At 66.1% G+C, this 17,580-nt stretch carries 13 protein-coding genes and 3 tRNA genes; 15 read left to right on the forward strand and 1 reads right to left on the reverse strand.

All coding sequences use genetic code 11. The annotated features are described in order from the left end of the window. Positions 1–11 precede the first annotated feature (11 nt). The 14 genes from infB to mnmC all read left to right on the forward strand — a co-directional run bounded on the left by infB (position 12) and on the right by mnmC (position 14,017). Positions 12–2,849: a translation initiation factor IF-2 gene (gene infB, locus EPD80_RS02210; RefSeq protein WP_142809053.1), complete on the forward strand. Its 2,838-nt coding sequence runs from the start codon at positions 12–14 to the stop codon at positions 2,847–2,849. Continuing rightward, entirely contained in the window at positions 2,846–3,238 is a 393-nt protein-coding gene (rbfA, locus tag EPD80_RS02215) for a 30S ribosome-binding factor RbfA (protein WP_142809055.1), read from the forward strand. Before infB ends, rbfA begins: the two co-directional genes overlap by 4 nt. Continuing rightward, entirely contained in the window at positions 3,210–4,172 is a 963-nt protein-coding gene (gene truB / locus EPD80_RS02220; RefSeq protein ID WP_142809057.1) for a tRNA pseudouridine(55) synthase TruB, read from the forward strand. The genes rbfA and truB overlap by 29 nt, the downstream gene beginning before the upstream one ends. Before the next feature lie 65 nt (positions 4,173–4,237). Beyond that, a complete protein-coding gene (gene rpsO, locus EPD80_RS02225) occupies positions 4,238–4,507 on the forward strand; it encodes a 30S ribosomal protein S15 (protein ID WP_142804438.1) in 270 nt (89 codons plus the stop codon). 73 nt (positions 4,508–4,580) lie between these two features. Continuing rightward, positions 4,581–6,674 (forward strand): polyribonucleotide nucleotidyltransferase, encoded by a 2,094-nt coding sequence (gene pnp / locus EPD80_RS02230; protein WP_142809059.1) that lies wholly within the window; start codon positions 4,581–4,583, stop codon positions 6,672–6,674. Between the two features lie 43 nt (positions 6,675–6,717). Next, positions 6,718–6,794 (forward strand) — tRNA-Pro (locus EPD80_RS02235). Between the two features lie 32 nt (positions 6,795–6,826). Further along, positions 6,827–6,903, forward strand: a tRNA-Arg gene (locus EPD80_RS02240). Between the two features lie 23 nt (positions 6,904–6,926). Beyond that, positions 6,927–7,002, forward strand: a tRNA-His gene (locus EPD80_RS02245). 57 nt (positions 7,003–7,059) lie between these two features. Then, a complete protein-coding gene (gene folD / locus EPD80_RS02250) occupies positions 7,060–7,917 on the forward strand; it encodes a bifunctional methylenetetrahydrofolate dehydrogenase/methenyltetrahydrofolate cyclohydrolase FolD (protein WP_142809061.1) in 858 nt (285 codons plus the stop codon). Positions 7,918–7,967: 50 nt separating this feature from the next. Then, positions 7,968–8,435: a 5-(carboxyamino)imidazole ribonucleotide mutase gene (gene purE, locus EPD80_RS02255; RefSeq protein WP_142804514.1), complete on the forward strand. Its 468-nt coding sequence runs from the start codon at positions 7,968–7,970 to the stop codon at positions 8,433–8,435. Continuing rightward, positions 8,432–9,598: a 5-(carboxyamino)imidazole ribonucleotide synthase gene (locus EPD80_RS02260; protein ID WP_142809062.1), complete on the forward strand. Its 1,167-nt coding sequence runs from the start codon at positions 8,432–8,434 to the stop codon at positions 9,596–9,598. The genes purE and EPD80_RS02260 overlap by 4 nt, the downstream gene beginning before the upstream one ends. Beyond that, complete coding sequence (locus EPD80_RS02265) at positions 9,595–10,590, forward strand: L-threonylcarbamoyladenylate synthase (RefSeq protein ID WP_142809064.1); 996 nt, start codon at positions 9,595–9,597, stop codon at positions 10,588–10,590. The genes EPD80_RS02260 and EPD80_RS02265 overlap by 4 nt, the downstream gene beginning before the upstream one ends. A gap of 30 nt (positions 10,591–10,620) precedes the next feature. Next, positions 10,621–12,021 (forward strand): glutamate--tRNA ligase, encoded by a 1,401-nt coding sequence (gene gltX / locus EPD80_RS02270; protein WP_142809066.1) that lies wholly within the window; start codon positions 10,621–10,623, stop codon positions 12,019–12,021. A gap of 157 nt (positions 12,022–12,178) precedes the next feature. After that, positions 12,179–14,017 (forward strand): FAD-dependent 5-carboxymethylaminomethyl-2-thiouridine(34) oxidoreductase MnmC, encoded by a 1,839-nt coding sequence (gene mnmC, locus EPD80_RS02280; protein ID WP_142809067.1) that lies wholly within the window; start codon positions 12,179–12,181, stop codon positions 14,015–14,017. 6 nt (positions 14,018–14,023) lie between these two features. Here mnmC and lysS read toward each other — a convergent pair whose 3' ends face one another. Beyond that, positions 14,024–15,538, reverse strand: a complete 1,515-nt coding sequence (gene lysS / locus EPD80_RS02285; protein WP_221928778.1) for a lysine--tRNA ligase — start codon at positions 15,536–15,538, stop codon at positions 14,024–14,026. A gap of 187 nt (positions 15,539–15,725) precedes the next feature. Between lysS and EPD80_RS02290 the strand changes: the two genes are divergently transcribed. After that, positions 15,726–17,525: a methyl-accepting chemotaxis protein gene (locus tag EPD80_RS02290; protein ID WP_142809069.1), complete on the forward strand. Its 1,800-nt coding sequence runs from the start codon at positions 15,726–15,728 to the stop codon at positions 17,523–17,525. Positions 17,526–17,580: the final 55 nt, after the last annotated feature.

Consider the following 17,580-nt stretch of genomic DNA (forward strand, 5'->3'; position numbering starts at 1 on the left):
GGGAAAGCAAGATGGAAACGAAAAACGTCAAAGAATTCGCCGAAGAGCTAGGGCTCGACGTACAACGCTTGCTCGACCAATTGCAGCAGGCGGGCGTAGAGAAGAAGAGCGCCGAAGATGGCATCACGGCCAAGGACAAGGCGCAACTGCTCGCTTTTCTCAAACGTCAGCACGGCGAAGGCGGCAGTGGCAAGATCACGCTCACTCGCAAGGAAACCACCGCCCTGCGAGCAACCGATGCCCAGGGGCGCGCACGTACCGTGCAGGTCGAGGTGCGCAAGAAGCGGGTGCTGGTCAACCGCGACGAGCTGCTCGCCAAGGCGAAGGAGGAGCAGGCCAAGCTCGAGGCGGCGCTGAAGGCGACCACAACGGTCGAATCGGCTCCGTCGGCGCGTCCGGCGCCTTCTGCCGAAACGATCTCCCCCGTGCCCGCCGAAACGACCGAGCCCGAGATGGTTGAAGTCGCGGCAAGCGAGGAGCGCGCGGCCGTTGCACCGGAAGTGACGGCTTCGAAGCCCCCGGCTCGAGCCGCCGCACCGGAGGTTCCTCCTCCCGTCGCCGAGTCGAAGGCGAGCGAGCCCCCACCGGCATCCGAGCCCGAGCGGACCGCAACGCCGCTTGAGCCCAGCAAGCCCAAACCTCAGCCATCCGCGACATCCATCTTGCCCCCCGAAGAGATCGCACGCCGAGAGGCCGAGGCCAAGCGTCAGGCCGAGCTGCGTGCCCGCCAGGAGGCCGATCTGCGCGCCAAGCGCGAACGCGAGCTCGCTCGTCAGGCACGCGCGCAGGCTCAACTGCGAGAGGATGCGGCGAAGGCCGAAAAAACAGCGACTGCCACTGCCGAGGCGGCTCTCGGCACGGCCAAACCGGCGACGGAAGAGCGTCCGACCCTGCACAAGGTGAAGGACAAAGAGAAGAAGGTCGAGAAAAAAGTCGAAGAGCGGGCACCCAAACGCGGCGGGCTCAAAGTCCGCGCGCTCGACGATGGCAGCGCCGGCTGGAAAGGAGGTGGCAAGGGCGGAAAGGCGGGCAAACGCGCTCCCCGGGGGACGGAATCACGTTCCCAACAATTCCAGGCGCCCACCGAACCGATCGTGCGTGAAGTCCATGTGCCCGAGACCCTCACCGTGGCCGAGTTGGCGCACAAGATGTCGGTCAAGGCCACCGAGGTCATCAAGACCATGATGAAGATGGGCATCATGGCCACCATCAACCAGGTCATCGACCAGGAAACGGCCATGATCGTGGTCGAAGAGATGGGGCACAAGGCCGTGCCTGCCCGTCTGGACGAACCGGATGCCTTCCTCGAGGAAGTCGGCGAGCAGCACTACGAAGAAAAACCGCGTCCGCCGGTGGTCACCGTCATGGGTCACGTCGACCACGGGAAAACGTCGCTGCTCGACTACATCCGCCGCACCAAGGTGGCTGCGGGCGAGGCGGGCGGCATCACGCAGCACATCGGGGCGTATCACGTGGAAACGCCGCGCGGTACCATCACCTTCCTCGACACGCCGGGTCACGAGGCCTTCACGGCCATGCGGGCGCGGGGTGCGCAAGCCACCGACATCGTGGTGCTGGTGGTGGCCGCCGACGACGGGGTGATGCCGCAGACGCGCGAGGCGATCCACCACGCGCGTGCCGCCGGCGTGCCCATCATCGTTGCCGTCAATAAGATCGACAAGCCGGAGGCCAAGCCCGAGCGCGTGCGGCAAGAGCTCGTGGCCGAAGGCGTGATCCCGGAAGAATACGGCGGTGACACCATGTTCTACAACGTCTCGGCCAAGACGGGGCAGGGGATCGACGAGCTGCTCGAAGGCATCCTGCTGCAGGCCGAGGTGCTGGAGCTCAAGGCGCCGGCCGAAGGCCCGGCCAAAGGGATCGTGCTGGAGGCACGCCTCGACAAAGGGCGCGGCCCGGTGGCCTCCGTGCTGGTGCAAAGCGGCATGCTGCGCAAGGGCGACGTGGTGCTCGTCGGTTCCACCTGGGGGCGTGTGCGGGCCATGCTCGACGAAACCGGCAAACCGGTCGACTCGGCCGCACCTTCGATGCCCGTCGAGATCCTGGGCTTGGAAGACGTGCCGCAGGCGGGCGAAGAGTTCGTGGTACTGCCCGACGAGCGCAAGGCGCGCGAGATCGCCCTCTATCGCCAGGGCAAGTTCCGCGAGGTGAAACTCGCCAAGCAGCAGGCGCTCAAGCTCGAGAATCTCTTCGAGCAGATGAGCGAGGGCGAGGTGAAGACGCTGCCCATCATCATCAAGGCCGACGTGCAGGGTTCCCTCGAGGCGCTCAAGCAGTCGCTGGAGAAACTCTCCACCGACGAAGTCAAGGTGCAGGTCATCCACGGCGCAGTGGGTGGCATCAGCGAGAGCGACGTCAACCTCGCCCAGGCGTCCAACGCCATCATCATCGGCTTCAACGTGCGCAGCGACGCCAGCGCGCGCAAGCTCGCCGAGAGCTACGGCGTGGACATCCGCTACTACAACATCATCTACGACGCGGTCGACGAGATCAAGGCGGCCTTGAGCGGCATGCTCTCGCCCGAGCGCAAGGAAGAGATCATCGGTCTGGCCGAGGTGCGTCAGGTCTTCCGCGTGCCCAAGGTCGGCACCGTGGCGGGCTGCTACGTGCTCGAAGGCACGATCAAGCGCGGCGCCAAGATGCGCGTGTTGCGTGACAACGTCGTCATCCACGAGGGCGAGCTCGATTCGCTCAAACGCTTCAAGGAAGACGTGCGCGAAGTCAAGGCCGGCTACGAATGCGGCCTGTCGGTCAAGGGCTACAACGACATTCAAGAAGGCGACCAGATCGAAGTGTTCGAAGTACGCGAAGTGGCGAGGACCTTGGCATGAAAGGCGGCAATCGGACCCGCCTGCCGCGGGTGGCCGAGGGCATCCGCGAAGAATTGGCCGAGCTGATCGCGCGGCAGGTGAAGGATCCCCGTGTGGGCTTCGTCACCATCACCGCCGTCGACGTGAGTCCGGATTTCGCGCACGCCAAGGTGTATGTGTCTACGCTCGCCGATCCGGCCACCATCCCGGAGCTCCTCGAGGGGTTGCAGCACGCGGCGGGGTTCCTGCGCCGCGAGCTCGGCCGGCGTCTGCACATCCACACCATCCCACAGCTCACCTTCGTCTACGACGAGTCGATCGAACGGGGACTGCGCCTGGCGCATCTCATCGACGAGGCGGTGGGCAAGGAACCGGGAAAGGATGGCGAGGACGAAGACCGTGGTGCTTGACGGCGTGGCGCTGCTCGACAAGCCCGAGGGGCTCACGGCGAACGCCGCGCTGCAACGGGTGCGCCGCGCCTTGGGGGCGGCGAAGGCGGGGCATACCGGTACGCTCGACCCCATGGCGACCGGCCTCATGCTGCTCGCTTTCGGCGAGGCGACCAAGTTCGCCCAACGCTGGCTGGAAGCCGACAAGGTCTATCTCACTCGCGTGCGTTTCGGGGTGGCCACTTCTACGGGGGACGCCGAAGGAGAGGTGATCGCCTGCGCCCCGGTTTCCTTCGGCGCTGGAGCGGTGCAGGAGGTGCTGCCGCGTTTTCTCGGCACCATCGAGCAAGTGCCGCCCATGGTGTCGGCGCTGAAGCACGAAGGCAAGCCGCTCTACCGTTACGCCCGCGAGGGGGTGATGATCGAGCGTGCGCCCCGGCCGGTGACGATCCACGAGCTGCGTCTCGTGGAGTGGGACGAAGCCCTCGCGGCGGCCACCCTCTATGCCCGCGTCGGCAAGGGAACGTACATCCGCACGCTCGCCGAAGACCTCGGCGCAGCGCTGGGGGTGCCGGCGCACATCGATCGGCTGCGACGCCTGGCGATCGGCCCCTTTTCGGTCGAAAAGGCGAGAACGCTCGCCGAATGGGAGGAAGCGGGAGCGCAAGGGCGGGAATGGCTGCTGCCGCCCGATGCCTTGGTGGCAGACCTGCCGCGGGTCGAGCTGGATGCGACCCGGACCCTGGCTTTTCTTGCCGGACAGCGCATCGCCCGTGCCGCGCTTGGGGATTCCCGTTCCTCTGGCATGGTGCGCGTCTATGGGGCACGCGAGGAGGGAATCCCCATTTTCATCGGTTTGGGGGAATGTGACCCGGCGCGGGGCTTGTCCCCGAAGCGCGTCATTGCTAATATAACGCCGCCTTCGTCGCGTGTTCCGGTCATCCCGGCCGAATGATCCCTTCCGGGTCGCGGCTCGTTTTTCATTTTTTGCGTTCAGATTCACGAGAGAGAACCACATCCATGGCGCTAGACAACGCAACCAAAGCCCGCATCATCGCGGAATACAAACGCGGCGACAACGACACGGGTTCGCCCGAAGTGCAGATCGCATTGCTCACCGCCCGCATCGAAGGGCTGCAGCCGCATTTCAGCGAACACAAGAAAGATCATCATTCCCGCCGGGGTCTGTTGAAGATGGTGTCGCAGCGCCGTCGGCTGCTCGACTACCTCAAGCGCACCGAACCCGAGCGTTACCTCGAGCTCATCAAGCGGCTCGGCCTGCGTAAGTAATTCCCTCTTCCGGGCCGATCGCTGTCGTCCGGCTAGGCGAGGGTCGGCCCTCTCACCGAGAAAGGATCGTCCCTTGCCTACCGCCATCAAAAAAACCTTCACCTACGGTCGTCACCAAGTCACCCTCGAGACGGGCGAACTCGCGCGTCAAGCAAGCGGCGCGGTGCTCGCTTCCATGGACGACACCGTGGTACTCGCCACCGTGGTCGCCGCCAAAGAGGCCAAACCCGGGCAGGATTTCTTTCCGCTCACCGTCGACTACATCGAAAAGTTCTACGCCTCCGGCCGCATTCCCGGCGGTTTCTTCAAGCGTGAAGGTCGTCCCTCCGAAAAGGAAACGCTCACTTCGCGCCTGATCGACCGGCCCATCCGCCCCCTCTTTCCCGAAGGGTTCTACAACGAGGTGCAGATCGTCGCCACGGTGCTCTCGCTCAACCCCGAGGTCAACGCCGACATCGTCGCGATGATCGCCGCGAGCGCCGCGCTCGCCGTCTCCGGCGTGCCTTTCCACGGGCCGATCGGCGCTTGCCGTGTGGGCTACCTCGATGGTCAGTACGTCCTCAACCCCAACGCGAGCGAGCTCGAGAAGAGTGCCCTCGACCTGGTGGTGGCCGGCACCGAGAACGCCGTCTTGATGGTCGAATCCGAAGCGCAGGAGCTGCCCGAAGACGTGATGCTCGGCGCCGTGGTCTTCGGCCACGAGCAGATGCAGGCGGCGATCCAGGCGATCAACGAACTCGTCGAAGTCGCGGGCAAACCGGCCTGGGACTGGAAGGCTCCCCAGCCCAACGAGGCGCTGGTGGCGCGCATCCGCGAGCTCGCCTTCGCCGAGCTGGAAGAGGCTTTCCGCATCACCGCCAAACAGGCGCGCAACGATCGGCTCAAGGCGATTCGCGCCCAGGTGATCGAAAAGGTGCTCGCCGAGTTCGATCCGCTGCCCTCCATCCCCGACATCGAGAACATCCTCTTCACGCTGGAAGCCTCCATCGTGCGCGGGCGTATCCTCGCGGGTGAGCCGCGCATCGATGGGCGCGACACGCGCACCGTGCGCCCGATCGACATCCGGGTGGGGGTGCTGCCGCGTACGCACGGTTCGGCGCTCTTCACCCGGGGCGAGACGCAGGCGCTGGTGGTCGCCACGCTCGGCACCGGGCGCGACGAGCAGATCATCGATGCCGTGGCTGGCGAATATCGTGAAAGTTTCATGCTGCACTACAACTTCCCGCCGTTCTCCACCGGCGAGACCGGGCGGGTCGGTTCGCCCAAGCGCCGCGAGATCGGCCACGGCAACCTCGCCAAGCGGGCGCTCTCGGCCGTGCTGCCCCAGCAGGAGGATTTCCCCTACACCATCCGGCTCGTCTCCGAAGTCCTCGAGTCGAACGGTTCGAGCTCCATGGCTACCGTCTGCGGCGGCTCGCTCGCGCTGATGGATGCCGGCGTGCCGACCAAGGCGCACGTGGCCGGGGTCGCCATGGGTCTCATCAAGGAAGGCAACCGTTTCGCGGTGCTCACCGACATCCTGGGCGACGAGGATCATCTCGGCGACATGGATTTCAAGGTGGCCGGTACCGAGCGTGGCGTCACGGCGCTGCAGATGGACATCAAGATCCAAGGCATCACCAAGGAAATCATGCAGGTGGCGCTCGCCCAGGCGCGCGAAGGCCGCATGCACATCCTGCAGCTGATGCGCCAGGCGATGGGCGAGGCGCGCGGCGAGGTTTCGGCCTATGCGCCGCGTATGATCCAGCTCAAGATCAACCCCGAGAAGATCCGCGACGTGATCGGCAAGGGGGGCTCCGTGATCCGGGCCCTGCAAGAAGAGACCGGTACCGTCATCGAGATCGCCGACGACGGCAACGTCACCATCTCGTCCTTCAGCGCCGAAGGTGCCGAGGAAGCCAAGCGGCGCATCGAGGAGCTCACGGCCGAAGTGGAAGTGGGCAGGGTCTACGAGGGCACGGTCGTCAAGCTGCTCGATTTCGGCGCCATCGTCAACATCATGCCGGGTCGCGACGGGCTGTTGCACATCTCCCAGATCGCCGACGAGCGGGTGGAGAAGGTTTCCGACTACCTGCAGGAAGGGCAGAAGGTGCGCGTGAAGGTGCTCGAGACCGACGATCGCGGGCGCATCAAGCTGAGCCTCAAGGCGGTCAAAGAGGGTGAATGAGGCTTTGACAAGCGGGGCGATCGGGTTATAATGATCGCCTTTCCGGGGTGTAGCGCAGTCCGGTAGCGCGCTTGCTTTGGGAGCAAGATGTCGGGGGTTCGAATCCCTCCACCCCGACCACGCTACTTCCGGAATACTGCCTGGGACGGAATCTGCCCGTAGCTCAACCGGATAGAGCACCGGCCTTCTAAGCCGGGGGTTACAGGTTCGATTCCTGTCGGGCAGGCCACGCGAGCCCCAAGGTTTGCGGCGGCGGCATTAGCTCAGTTGGTAGAGCACTGGATTGTGGCTCCAGGTGTCACCGGTTCGAATCCGGTATGTCGCCCCAGTTTTCACGAATAGGCCGGCCCTGCGTCGGCCTATTTTCTTTCTCGACGGGTGTACGATGACCGCTGAACTCATCGACGGTAAAGCCATCGCCCAGGCCTTGCGCCGCCGCATCGCCGAACGCGTGGGCGTCTTGCAGGAGCGCGGCGTCGTGCCGACGCTCGCGGTGATCCTGGTGGGGGAAGATCCTGCCTCTCACGTCTATGTGCGCAACAAGGTGGCCGCTTGCGCCGAGGTCGGGATCCGCTCGCGCAAGTACGAGTTTCCTGCCGACGTGTCCGCCGAGCGGCTGCTCGCCTGTATCGACGCCTTGAATGCCGATTCCGAGGTCGACGGCATCCTCGTGCAGCTGCCGCTACCGCCGCACATCGACGAGACTTTGGTACTCGAGCGCATCGCCGTGAACAAGGACGTCGATGGTTTCCACGCCGAGAACGTGGGGCGGCTGGTACAGGGCCGGGAATGTTTCTGGCCCTGTACGCCGCACGGGGTGATGCAGCTGCTCGCCTGGGAAGGCATCGAGCCGCAGGGCATGGACGCGGTGGTGGTGGGGCGTTCCAACATCGTCGGCAAGCCCATGGCACTCATGCTGCTCAACGCGGGGGCGACGGTGACGGTGGCGCATTCGCGCACGCGGGAACTCGCCGCGCACACCTGTCGCGCCGATCTGCTGGTGGTGGCGGTGGGCAAGCCCGAGTTCATCACACCCGAGATGGTCAAGCCCGGGGCGGTGGTGATCGACGTGGGCATCAACCGCTTGCCCGACGGCCGGCTGGTGGGGGACGTGGCCGCCGGAGTGCGTGAGGTCGCCAGCCGGATCACGCCCGTGCCCGGCGGCGTGGGGCCGATGACGATCGCCATGTTGCTGGAAAATACCTTGCTCGCGGCCCAGCGCCGCCGGGGGATCGCGCCGTGAATGGGGAAGTCCTGCGCTACGGAACCGGCGAGCCGCTCGTCGGGGTGGTGATGGGGTCTTCTTCCGACTGGCCGACGATGCGCGCCGCGGCCGAGGTGCTGCGTGAGTTCGAGGTGCCCTTCGAAGCGCGGGTGGTGTCGGCGCACCGCACGCCGGACCTGATGTTCGCCTACGCCGAGACTGCGCTCGAACGGGGCTTGCGGGCGATCATCGCCGGAGCCGGCGGGGCGGCGCATCTGCCGGGAATGCTGGCGGCGAAGACGACGGTACCGGTGCTGGGGGTGCCGGTGGAGTCGCGGGCGCTGCACGGGCAGGATTCGCTGCTCTCCATCGTCCAGATGCCCAAGGGGGTGCCGGTCGCCACCTTTGCCATCGGCGCGGCCGGAGCGGCGAACGCGGCGCTCTTCGCCGTGGCGATGCTCGCGGCCACGGACGAAGTGCTCGGGCAGCGGCTTGCCGAATTCCGCCGCCGCCAGAGCGAATCCGTGCTCGCCATGCGCCTGGAGCCGCTGGAATGACGGCCGGGCGAATCGAGGCGCCGGCGAGGCTGGCGATCCTCGGCGGCGGGCAATTGGGGCGCTTTTTCGTGCGGGCGGCACAGGAGCTCGGTTACGCAGTCTGGGTGCTCGATCCCGATTCCGAGGCGCCGGCAGGGCGCATTGCCGAGCGGCATTTGTGCGGTGCCTACGACGACGAAACGCTGCTCGCGGAAGTTGCGGCCCACTGCGCCGCGGCAACCACCGAATTCGAGAACGTGCCCGCGACGAGCCTCGCCCGGCTCGCCGAGTCCATGCCCGTGCGCCCCGGCGCGGCGGCGCTTGCCGTCTGCCAGGATCGCATCGAAGAGAAGTCCTTTCTCGCGCGAAATGGCCTGCCGCATGCGCCTTTTCTCGCCGTGCGCACGGCAGAAGACCTCGAGCGCGCGCCCGAGGCGCTTTTCCCCGGCATCCTCAAAACGGCGCGTTTCGGCTATGACGGCAAGGGGCAGGCGGTGGTCGCTGACCGGCAAGAGGCGCGGGCAGCGTTCGTGCGCTTTGGGCGCGACTGCGTGCTGGAAGCGCGGCTGGCCTTGGAGGCGGAGCTTTCGGTGGTGCTCGCCCGCGGCGCCGACGGGCGCATCGCCGCCTTCGAGGCCGGACTCAACGTACATCGCGACGGCATCCTGGATACGACGTTCGCCCCGGCCCCCTTGCCATCGACCGTGCTGCGCGAGGCCGGTGAGATCGCCGCGGCGCTCGCCGAGGCGCTCGGCTACGTCGGCACGCTGGGGGTGGAATTCTTCTACGCCGACGGCAAGCTCTACGTCAATGAGATGGCCCCGCGGCCCCACAACAGCGGGCACCATACGCTCGATGCGCACCGCGTCTGCCAGTTCGAGCAGCAGGTGCGCGCCTTGTGCGGCCTGCCGCTCGCCGTGCCCGAGGCGCATTCGCCGGCGGTGATGGTCAATCTCTTGGGCGAGGTGTGGTTCGCAGGCGAGGTGCTGCGCGAGCCGCCCTGGCACGAGATTCTCGCCCTGCCGGGCTTGCGGTTGCATCTCTACGGCAAGCGCGAGGCGCGACGCGGGCGCAAGATGGGGCATTTCACCGTCACGGCGGCGACGCTCGCCGAGGCGTGCGCCGTAGCAAGCGAAGCGCGGCGTCGTCTGGGTTTGCCCCCGCTGCCGCCCTTGCCGCAATGAACGCGCGCATCCTGCCTCCCGGCGAAGAAGCGCTGGCCGAGGCGGCGGTGAAACTTCATGCCGGCGAATTGGTGGGGCTGCCGACCGAGACGGTCTATGGCCTGGCGGCCGACGCACGTAACCCAACGGCGGTACGGCGCATCTTCGCCGCCAAGGGTAGGCCCAGCGATCATCCCCTCATCGTGCATCTGCCTTCCGCCGAACACCTGCCCCAGTGGGCGCGCGACATCCCTGAAGAGGCCTGGGCACTCGCGCGTCGATTCTGGCCCGGCCCTTTGACGCTCGTGCTTCGGCGCGGCGATGGGGTGCCGCTGGACGTGACGGGGGGACAGGAGACGGTGGCGCTGCGCGTGCCGGCGCACCCCGTGGCCTTGGCGCTCTTGCGCACTTTCGGTTCGGGGCTGGCGGCGCCGAGCGCCAACCGTTTCGGCCGCGTGAGCCCGACCACGGCCGCCGACGTGATCGAAGAATTGGGCGACCAAGTGGCGCTCGTACTCGACGGCGGTCCCTGCCCGGTGGGGGTGGAATCGACCATCCTCGATCTCTCCCGCCTGGACGCCGTGGGTCCTGTCATTCTGCGTCCCGGCGCGATCGGGGAAGAATCATTGGCCGAGGTACTGGGGCGACCCGTGGCTGCAGCCGATGGCGGTGCGCCGCGCGTCTCGGGGTCGTTGCCGGGGCATTACGCGCCGACCACGCCCGTGCGTCTGGCCGCGCCCGGCGAGATCGGGTCGCTCGTCTCCCGTCTGCTCGCCCAAGGCAAACGCCTCGCCCTGTGGAGCCGGCATGCGCTCGATCTGCCGGGGGTGACGTGGTACGAGATGCCCGCGACGCTCGAAGATTTGGCGCGCCTCCTCTACGCCCGGCTGCGCGCCTTCGACCGGCTCGGCATCGACGAGATCGTCATCGAACGCCCGCAAGGGGAAGGCCCCTTGGCGCGGGCGATCGCCGACCGCCTGGAGCGCGCCGCGCGCGGCTCCGGCGGGCGTTGAACCTTTGTTTATCGAGGAACCATTTCGATCATGACCGTCCGCACGCGTTTTGCTCCTAGTCCCACGGGTTATCTGCACATCGGCGGTGCGCGCACCGCGCTCTTCTCTTGGGCCTATGCCCGCCATCATGGCGGCCAGTTCATCCTGCGCATCGAGGACACCGACCGCGAGCGTTCCACGGCCGAAGCGGTCCAGGCCATTCTCGATGGTATGCATTGGCTGGAGCTCGACTATGACGAAGGGCCTTATTATCAGACCCAGCGCATGGATCGCTACCGCGAGGTGATCGAGCAGATGCTCGCGGCCGGTACCGCCTATCATTGTTACATGAGCCCCGAGGAGCTGGAGGCGCTGCGCGAGGCCCAGCGTGCCCGGGGAGAAAAGCCACGCTACGACCGGCGCTGGCGCCCCGAGCCCGGTAAAACCCTGCCGCCTCCGCCGCCGGGCGTGCAGCCGGTCGTGCGCTTCAAAAATCCGCTCAGTGGCACCGTTGCCTGGGACGATCTTGTCAAAGGGCGCATCGAATTCGCCAACGAAGAGCTCGACGACTTCGTGATCGCCCGGGCCGACGGCACCCCCACTTACAATTTCTGCGTGGTGGTCGACGACTGGGACATGGGCATCACGCACGTCATCCGTGGTGACGATCACGTCAACAATACGCCGCGCCAGATCAACCTCTACCTCGCGCTCGGCGCCCCCCTGCCGCAGTTCGCCCATTTGCCCATGATCCTGGGGCCGGACGGGCAGAAGCTCTCCAAACGCCACGGGGCGGTGTCGGTGATGCAGTACCACGAGGACGGTTATCTGCCGGAAGCGGTGATCAACTATCTCGCCCGTCTGGGTTGGAGTCATGGCGACGACGAGATTTTCACGCGCGAGCAGTTCGTTGCCTGGTTCGACCTCAAAGACGTCAATCCTTCGGCGGCGCGCTTCGACTTCGACAAACTCCGCTGGCTGAACGCCCACTACATCAAGCAGGCCGAAGTGCGCCGGCTCGCCGCCGATTGCGCCGAGCGGCTCACGCGGCGCGGCGTCGTGGTTGCCGATGCCGCAGCGCTCGAACCGGTGGTGGCGCTCTATCAAGACCGGGTGCAGACTTTGGAGGAACTGGTCGACTGCGTCGAGCCGTTCGTGGTCGAAGTGCATCCTGCGGCCGAATTACGAGAAAAACATCTCGACGAAGCCGCCGTCCGGGCGCTGGCCGAGCTCCATCGTCGGCTCGAAGCGATCCCGGAAACGGAATGGCGGCGTGAGCGGCTCGCCGCAGCCATCAAGGAAACGCTCGCCGCAGCTGGCGTAAAAATGCCCAAGCTCGGCATCCCGCTGCGGGTGGTGCTGCTGGGCGTGCCGCAATCCCCGGCAGTGGAAGCGGTGCTCGAAGTGCTGGGACGGGAACGCACGCTTTCGCGGCTCGAGCGCGCCCTCTGAGGAGACGCTGAAGAAATGAGCGAGCGGGATGAAGCGCAAGGCGCACGGAGCGCAGCGACCGAGACATATCGAGTGGATAGGCGAGGGAGCGAGCACCGCGCAACGCAGCGATTCGCCCGCGCAGCCAATTATTCAGCGTTTCCCTAAGCCCGTGACCATGGCAAGGCTCCTCGAACTCACCCCGGCGCGCCTGCAGTGGCGCGAGGGCGTGCCGGCGCACGGCGACTACGACGACGTCTATCACTCAGTGCATGGAGCGCTCGCCCAAAGCCGACACGTCTTTCTCGGCGGCACGGGGCTGCCGCAGGCGTGGGCGGGGCGGGCACACTTCGCCATCCTGGAGACGGGATTCGGGCTGGGGGGGAATTTTCTCGCCACCTGGGCTGCGTGGCGTTCGGATCCGCGACGCGCGCAGCGGTTCGATTTCGTTTCCCTGGAAAAGCATCCGCTCACGGCCGAAGACTGGCGCCGCGTGTGGGCACAAGGGGAGAGCGAGCTGCGCCCGCTCGCGCTGGCCTTGGGCCAACGCTTGCCGCCGCTCGTTCCGGGTATTCACACCCTCGAGTTCGACGAGGGTCGGGTGCGGCTCTTTCTCGTCTACCACGATGCCGCGGCGATCGAGGAGATCGAAGGCCGGTTCGATGCCGTCTATCTCGACGGATTCGCCCCGACGAAGAACCCCGCCATGTGGTCGGAGCCGCTGCTCGCCGCGATCGCACGGCGCATGAAACCGGGGGCGCGGCTCGCTACCTGGTGTGCGGCCGGTGAGGTACGCCGGCGGCTCGCCGCATCGGGCCTGAGCGTCCGTCCGGCGCCCGGATTCGCCGGCAAGCGGGAGATGACCATCGCCTGGCGCGAGGGGATGCTCGCCGAGGAACGACGTCCCGCTCGGGTCGTGGTGATCGGCGCAGGCATGGCAGGGGCGAACCTCGCCCATGCACTCGCGCGCCGCGGCGTACCCGTGACGCTCTTCGAACGCGAGGCTTCGCCGGGGCAGGGCGCTTCGGGCAATCTCGCCGGGGTACTGCGCTGGTTGCCGAGCGCCGACGACAATTTTCTCTCGCGCTGGACGCGCGCCGGCACGCTCGCCGCCCACGCCATGCTGCGCGAATGGGAGCATCGAGGGATCGAGGCCCCTTGGGGACCGAGCGGGGTAGCGCATCTGGCGCGCGACGAAGCGCAGGCGCGCAAGCAACGGGCAACGCTTGAGCGGCTCGCCCCGCCACCCGAGGTGTTGACCTGGCTCGACGCTGCCACGCTCTCCGAGCGCATCGGCTGGCCGGTGGCGCAGGGCGGTTGGTGGTTTGAGCTCGGCGGATGGATCGGCCCGCAGCGCTGGTGCCGCCGCTTGCTCGAGCTCGCCGGACCGATGCTCACGCTGCGTTGCACCACGGCCGTGGGTTCGATCGAGCCGTACGCACCGGGCTGGCGCGTGCGCGACGCCGAGGGTAGAGTATTAGAAGAGGCCGACGCGGTGGTGCTCGCCGCGGGCGCGGCAGTCTCCTCGTTCGCTCAGGCGGCCGGACTGCCGATCCGGCCCGCGCGCGGCCAGGTGTCGCTCTCGCCGGCCGAGGCCGGTTCGCCGCCCCGGGTGACGGTATGCCGCAATGGCTATGTGACGCCGGAAGTCTCGGGGCAGCGCGCCTTCGGGGCGACGTTGGCCGTGGATGACCCGGACCCTGCCGTGCGCGCCAGCGATCACCGGGAAAACCTCGCCAAGCTCGAAGCGATTTTACCCGGCTACACGGCGGGGCTCGATCCCGCCTCGCTCGAAGCACGGGTAGGATTTCGGCCGACGGTACCGGATCGCCTGCCGGTGGTCGGCGCCTTGGGCGAGACGCCGGGACTTTTCATACTCTCGGGATTCGGTGCGCGGGGCTTGGCCTTCGCGGTGCCGGCGGCGCGGCTTGCCGCGGCCATGCTCTGCGGCGAGCCCTGGCCGCTCGAGCGCACCACGGCGCTCGCGGTCGACCCGGCGCGCTTTTTCCGCCGCTGAAGCGTTTTACTCTTCCGGACGCATCGCGGGGAAAAGGATGACGTCGCGGATGTTGGGGCTGTCGGTGAGCAGCATCACCAGACGGTCGATGCCGATGCCGCAGCCACCGGTGGGCGGCATGCCGTATTCGAGCGCCCGGATGTAATCGGCGTCGAAGTACATCGCTTCTTCGTCGCCGGCCTCTTTTGCCCGCACTTGCGCGAGGAAGCGCTCGGCCTGGTCTTCCGGATCGTTCAATTCGGAAAAGCCATTGGCGATCTCACGCCCGACGATGAAGAGCTCGAATCGCTCGGTGATCTCGGGGTTGGTGTCGCTACGGCGCGCGAGCGGCGAGACTTCGGCCGGATAATCGACGATGAAGGTCGGCGACCAGAGTTCGGCTTCGGTGGTTTCCTCGAAGAGCGCGAGCTGCAGCGCCCCCAGTCCCATGTCCGGTTTGACATCCACGCCGAGTTCGGCCAGCTTGGCGCGCAACCACTGAGGATCCTCGAGCTGGGCGCGAGACCAGCCGGGGTGATGTTTCTGGATCGCCTCGACGATGGTGAGCCGCGCGAAGGGCTGTGACAGATCGAGCTCGCGCCCCTGATAGATGAAGCGTTCCGTGCCCAGCGCCACGCGCGCCGCATGACGGATCAACCCTTCGGTGAAATCCATCAGCTTACGGTAGTCGCTGTAGGCCTCGTAGAACTCCATCATGGTGAATTCGGGGTTGTGCCGCGGCGAGATCCCTTCGTTGCGGAAATTGCGGTTGATCTCGAACACCTTTTCGAATCCGCCCACCACCAAGCGCTTGAGGTAGAGCTCGGGAGCGATACGCAGGTACATCGGCATGTCGAGCGCGTTGTGGTGGGTGACGAAGGGACGAGCGTTGGCCCCGCCCGGAATGGGGTGCAGCATGGGCGTTTCGACTTCGAGGAAGCCGTATTCGAGCATGTACTCGCGGATCGCCTGGATGAGGCGGCTGCGGGCGACGAAACGCCGGCGCGTCTCCTCGCTCATGATGAGATCGACGTAGCGCTGGCGGTACTTCAGCTCCTGATCGGCGAGCCCATGGTATTTGTCCGGCAGCGGACGCAGGCTCTTGGTGAGCAAGCGGATCGATTCCGCGTGGATCGTGAGCTCGCCGGTGCGCGTCTTGAAGAGGTGACCTGCGACGCCGACGATGTCGCCGATGTCCCAGTGTTTGAACTCCTCATAGACCTCGGCCCCGACGCTGTCTCGCGCCACATAGACCTGGATGCGGCCGGAGAGATCCTGGATCGTGATGAAGCTCGCCTTGCCCATGACGCGCTTCAACATGATGCGCCCGGCCACGACCGCGGCGGGCTTGAGTTCCTGCAGTTTTTCCGCCTCGGCTTCGCCGTAGGCTTCGTCGAGCTTGGCGGCGAGATTGAGCCGTTCGAAATCGTTGGGAAAGGCCGGCCCACGGGCACGCAGCGCCGCGAGTTTCTTGCGCCGTTCGGCGCTGATGCGATTCTCTTCGGCAAGGGTGAGCGGCTCGGAAGTCATCGGTTCCGTCATGGGAGGACTCTGCGTCTGGGCGAACGAAAGGGGAATTTTCGCATTTCCAGCGCGAGGGAGCAAACCTCATGACTTCTGGCAGCCGCGGACAGCGTAGTGTCAGCCTCGTGCAAGCAAGGCATGCCAGCATCGGCTAAAGTTTTTTCGAGGGGAGCCGATAATCCCCCAAACGCCGAGGGAGAAGGATATGGATTGGTTCTGGCGCGTCTACGACTGGGTGGAACGGACGTTCTTTACCACGGTCACGAGGAAATTCGCGAGTTTCCTCGTCGTGCCTCTCATCGCTTCGGCTGGGTTCCTGCTGCTGTATTCGTTGCAAGCCCGGGTCGACGATCTGCTCTCGAGGCAGGGGAACGAGGCCTTGCGTGCCGAGGTGGCGGCGGCCTTCGCCGATACTGTGGGCGAGTTCGGGATGCTCATGGTCGCGATGCTGCTCGTGTCCGTCGGGCTCATCCTCTACATGCGCCACCTCATCGTCCGGCCGTTGCGGCGCATGGCCGAGATCTTTCGTACCCTGAGCAACGACCGTCGCATGGGGGATTTCTCCGTCGACTTGCCGGTGATGACGCACGACGAGCTGGGGGAACTCGCCAAAGCCTACAACGCTTTTGCCGAGAAGATGCGAGCGATCATCGTCGACCTGCGTCGGGTGAGCGTGGAAGTGGGTGGGGATGCGGTGCGCGCCGATGCCAAGGCGGTGGAAGCCGAGAAGAGCGCCCAGACCCAGCTGCGCCTGGCCGACGAAGTCTTTGCCGCGAGCCAGCGTACGACGGAGGCGATCGAGGAGGTCCAGACGCGGATTCAGGGGCTGGACACGACGATGCAGGAGAGCTTGGCCGCCGTCTCTTCGGCACTTTCCGAACTGCACGCCGTCGTGCAGCGCATCGGCACTTCACGCGAGCGTCTGGCGGGCTTTACCGGCACGGTGGGCGAATTGGCGAACCGCTCCGAGCAGATCCGCCGCATCGCCGGTTTGATCCGTGAAGTCGCCGACCAGACGAACCTGCTCGCCCTCAACGCTGCCATCGAAGCGGCGCGCGCCGGAGAATATGGACGCGGATTCGCTGTGGTGGCCGACGAGGTACGCAAGCTCGCCGAACGCGTCAACCTCTCCTCGCAAGAGATCACCCAAGACATCGACGGCATGATCGGCATCGTCGACCAGACCCGTAGCCAGAACGAGGCGATCAACGCCGACATGGACGAGACGCTGCGTTCGGTCCATCACGTCGAAGAGGAGTTCGCGCGCATGGACGAGGCGTTCCACCGCAGCCGCGAGAGCCTGGGAGAGATGGTTACGGCCAGTGACAATCTGGCCCGGGCGAACGAGGCCACAATCGAACACGTACGCCACATCGCCGAGGTGGGCGAGGCCGTACGCTGCCTGATGCAGGAGACCCGCAGCGACACCGACGCTTTGACCGAGCGCACCGAGACCATCCTCGAGATACTCGCCCGTTACCGGGTGGGGCGCGGTCGCTTCGACCAAGTGGTACGCGAAGAACGGGCCGTGCGCGACGCCATCCAGGTCCAGCTCGAAGCGATGGTGCGCGAGGGAATCGACGTGTTCGACCGCAACTATCGCCCCTACTTGAACTGCGATCCGCCGAAATTCAAGCTCGCCTGGAGCGACGAGTTCGTGCGCCGCTGCCAGCATCTGTTGGACGAGGGGCTCGCGCGGATCCCGGAGGCGGTGTTCGTGGTGGCCGTCAATACCGACGGCTATCTCTCGGCGCACAACGCCAAATTCAGCAAACCCCTCACGGGCGACCGGGAAAAGGATCTCGTGGGCAACCGGACCTACCGCAAGTTCGACAACCCTCGCGAGCTGCGCGCGGCGCAGAATACCGCGCCGGTGCTGATGCAGACTTACCGCCGCGACACGGGCGAGGTCCTGGTCGACGTGGCCATGCCAATCTATGTCAACGGCCGCCTGTGGGGGAACGTGCGCGTCGGCCTGCCGATCGAAGCCCTGAGCAAGGACTGATGCGCGCGTCGCTCAATGGTGCAGGATCTGCCCGAGGAAGCGGCGGGTACGTTCT

The organism is Tepidiphilus olei (assembly GCF_006980705.1).
GTDB classification, from domain to species: domain Bacteria; phylum Pseudomonadota; class Gammaproteobacteria; order Burkholderiales; family Rhodocyclaceae; genus Tepidiphilus; species Tepidiphilus olei.

What these genes read in the sequence shown, in the direction of transcription:
- rbfA (WP_142809055.1), top strand. Translation starts at nt 2,846, where the DNA reads ATGAAAGGCGGCAATCGGACCCGCCTGCCGCGGGTGGCCGAGGGCATC.
- EPD80_RS02260 (WP_142809062.1), top strand. Translation starts at nt 8,432, where the DNA reads ATGACGGCCGGGCGAATCGAGGCGCCGGCGAGGCTGGCGATCCTCGGC.
- gltX (WP_142809066.1), top strand. Translation starts at nt 10,621, where the DNA reads ATGACCGTCCGCACGCGTTTTGCTCCTAGTCCCACGGGTTATCTGCAC.
- purE (WP_142804514.1), top strand. Translation starts at nt 7,968, where the DNA reads ATGGGGTCTTCTTCCGACTGGCCGACGATGCGCGCCGCGGCCGAGGTG.
- EPD80_RS02265 (WP_142809064.1), top strand. Translation starts at nt 9,595, where the DNA reads ATGAACGCGCGCATCCTGCCTCCCGGCGAAGAAGCGCTGGCCGAGGCG.
- rpsO (WP_142804438.1), top strand. Translation starts at nt 4,238, where the DNA reads ATGGCGCTAGACAACGCAACCAAAGCCCGCATCATCGCGGAATACAAA.
- mnmC (WP_142809067.1), top strand. Translation starts at nt 12,179, where the DNA reads ATGGCAAGGCTCCTCGAACTCACCCCGGCGCGCCTGCAGTGGCGCGAG.
- EPD80_RS02290 (WP_142809069.1), top strand. Translation starts at nt 15,726, where the DNA reads ATGGATTGGTTCTGGCGCGTCTACGACTGGGTGGAACGGACGTTCTTT.
- truB (WP_142809057.1), top strand. Translation starts at nt 3,210, where the DNA reads ATGGCGAGGACGAAGACCGTGGTGCTTGACGGCGTGGCGCTGCTCGAC.
- lysS (WP_221928778.1), bottom strand. Translation starts at nt 15,538, where the DNA reads ATGACGGAACCGATGACTTCCGAGCCGCTCACCCTTGCCGAAGAGAAT.
- folD (WP_142809061.1), top strand. Translation starts at nt 7,060, where the DNA reads ATGACCGCTGAACTCATCGACGGTAAAGCCATCGCCCAGGCCTTGCGC.
- infB (WP_142809053.1), top strand. Translation starts at nt 12, where the DNA reads ATGGAAACGAAAAACGTCAAAGAATTCGCCGAAGAGCTAGGGCTCGAC.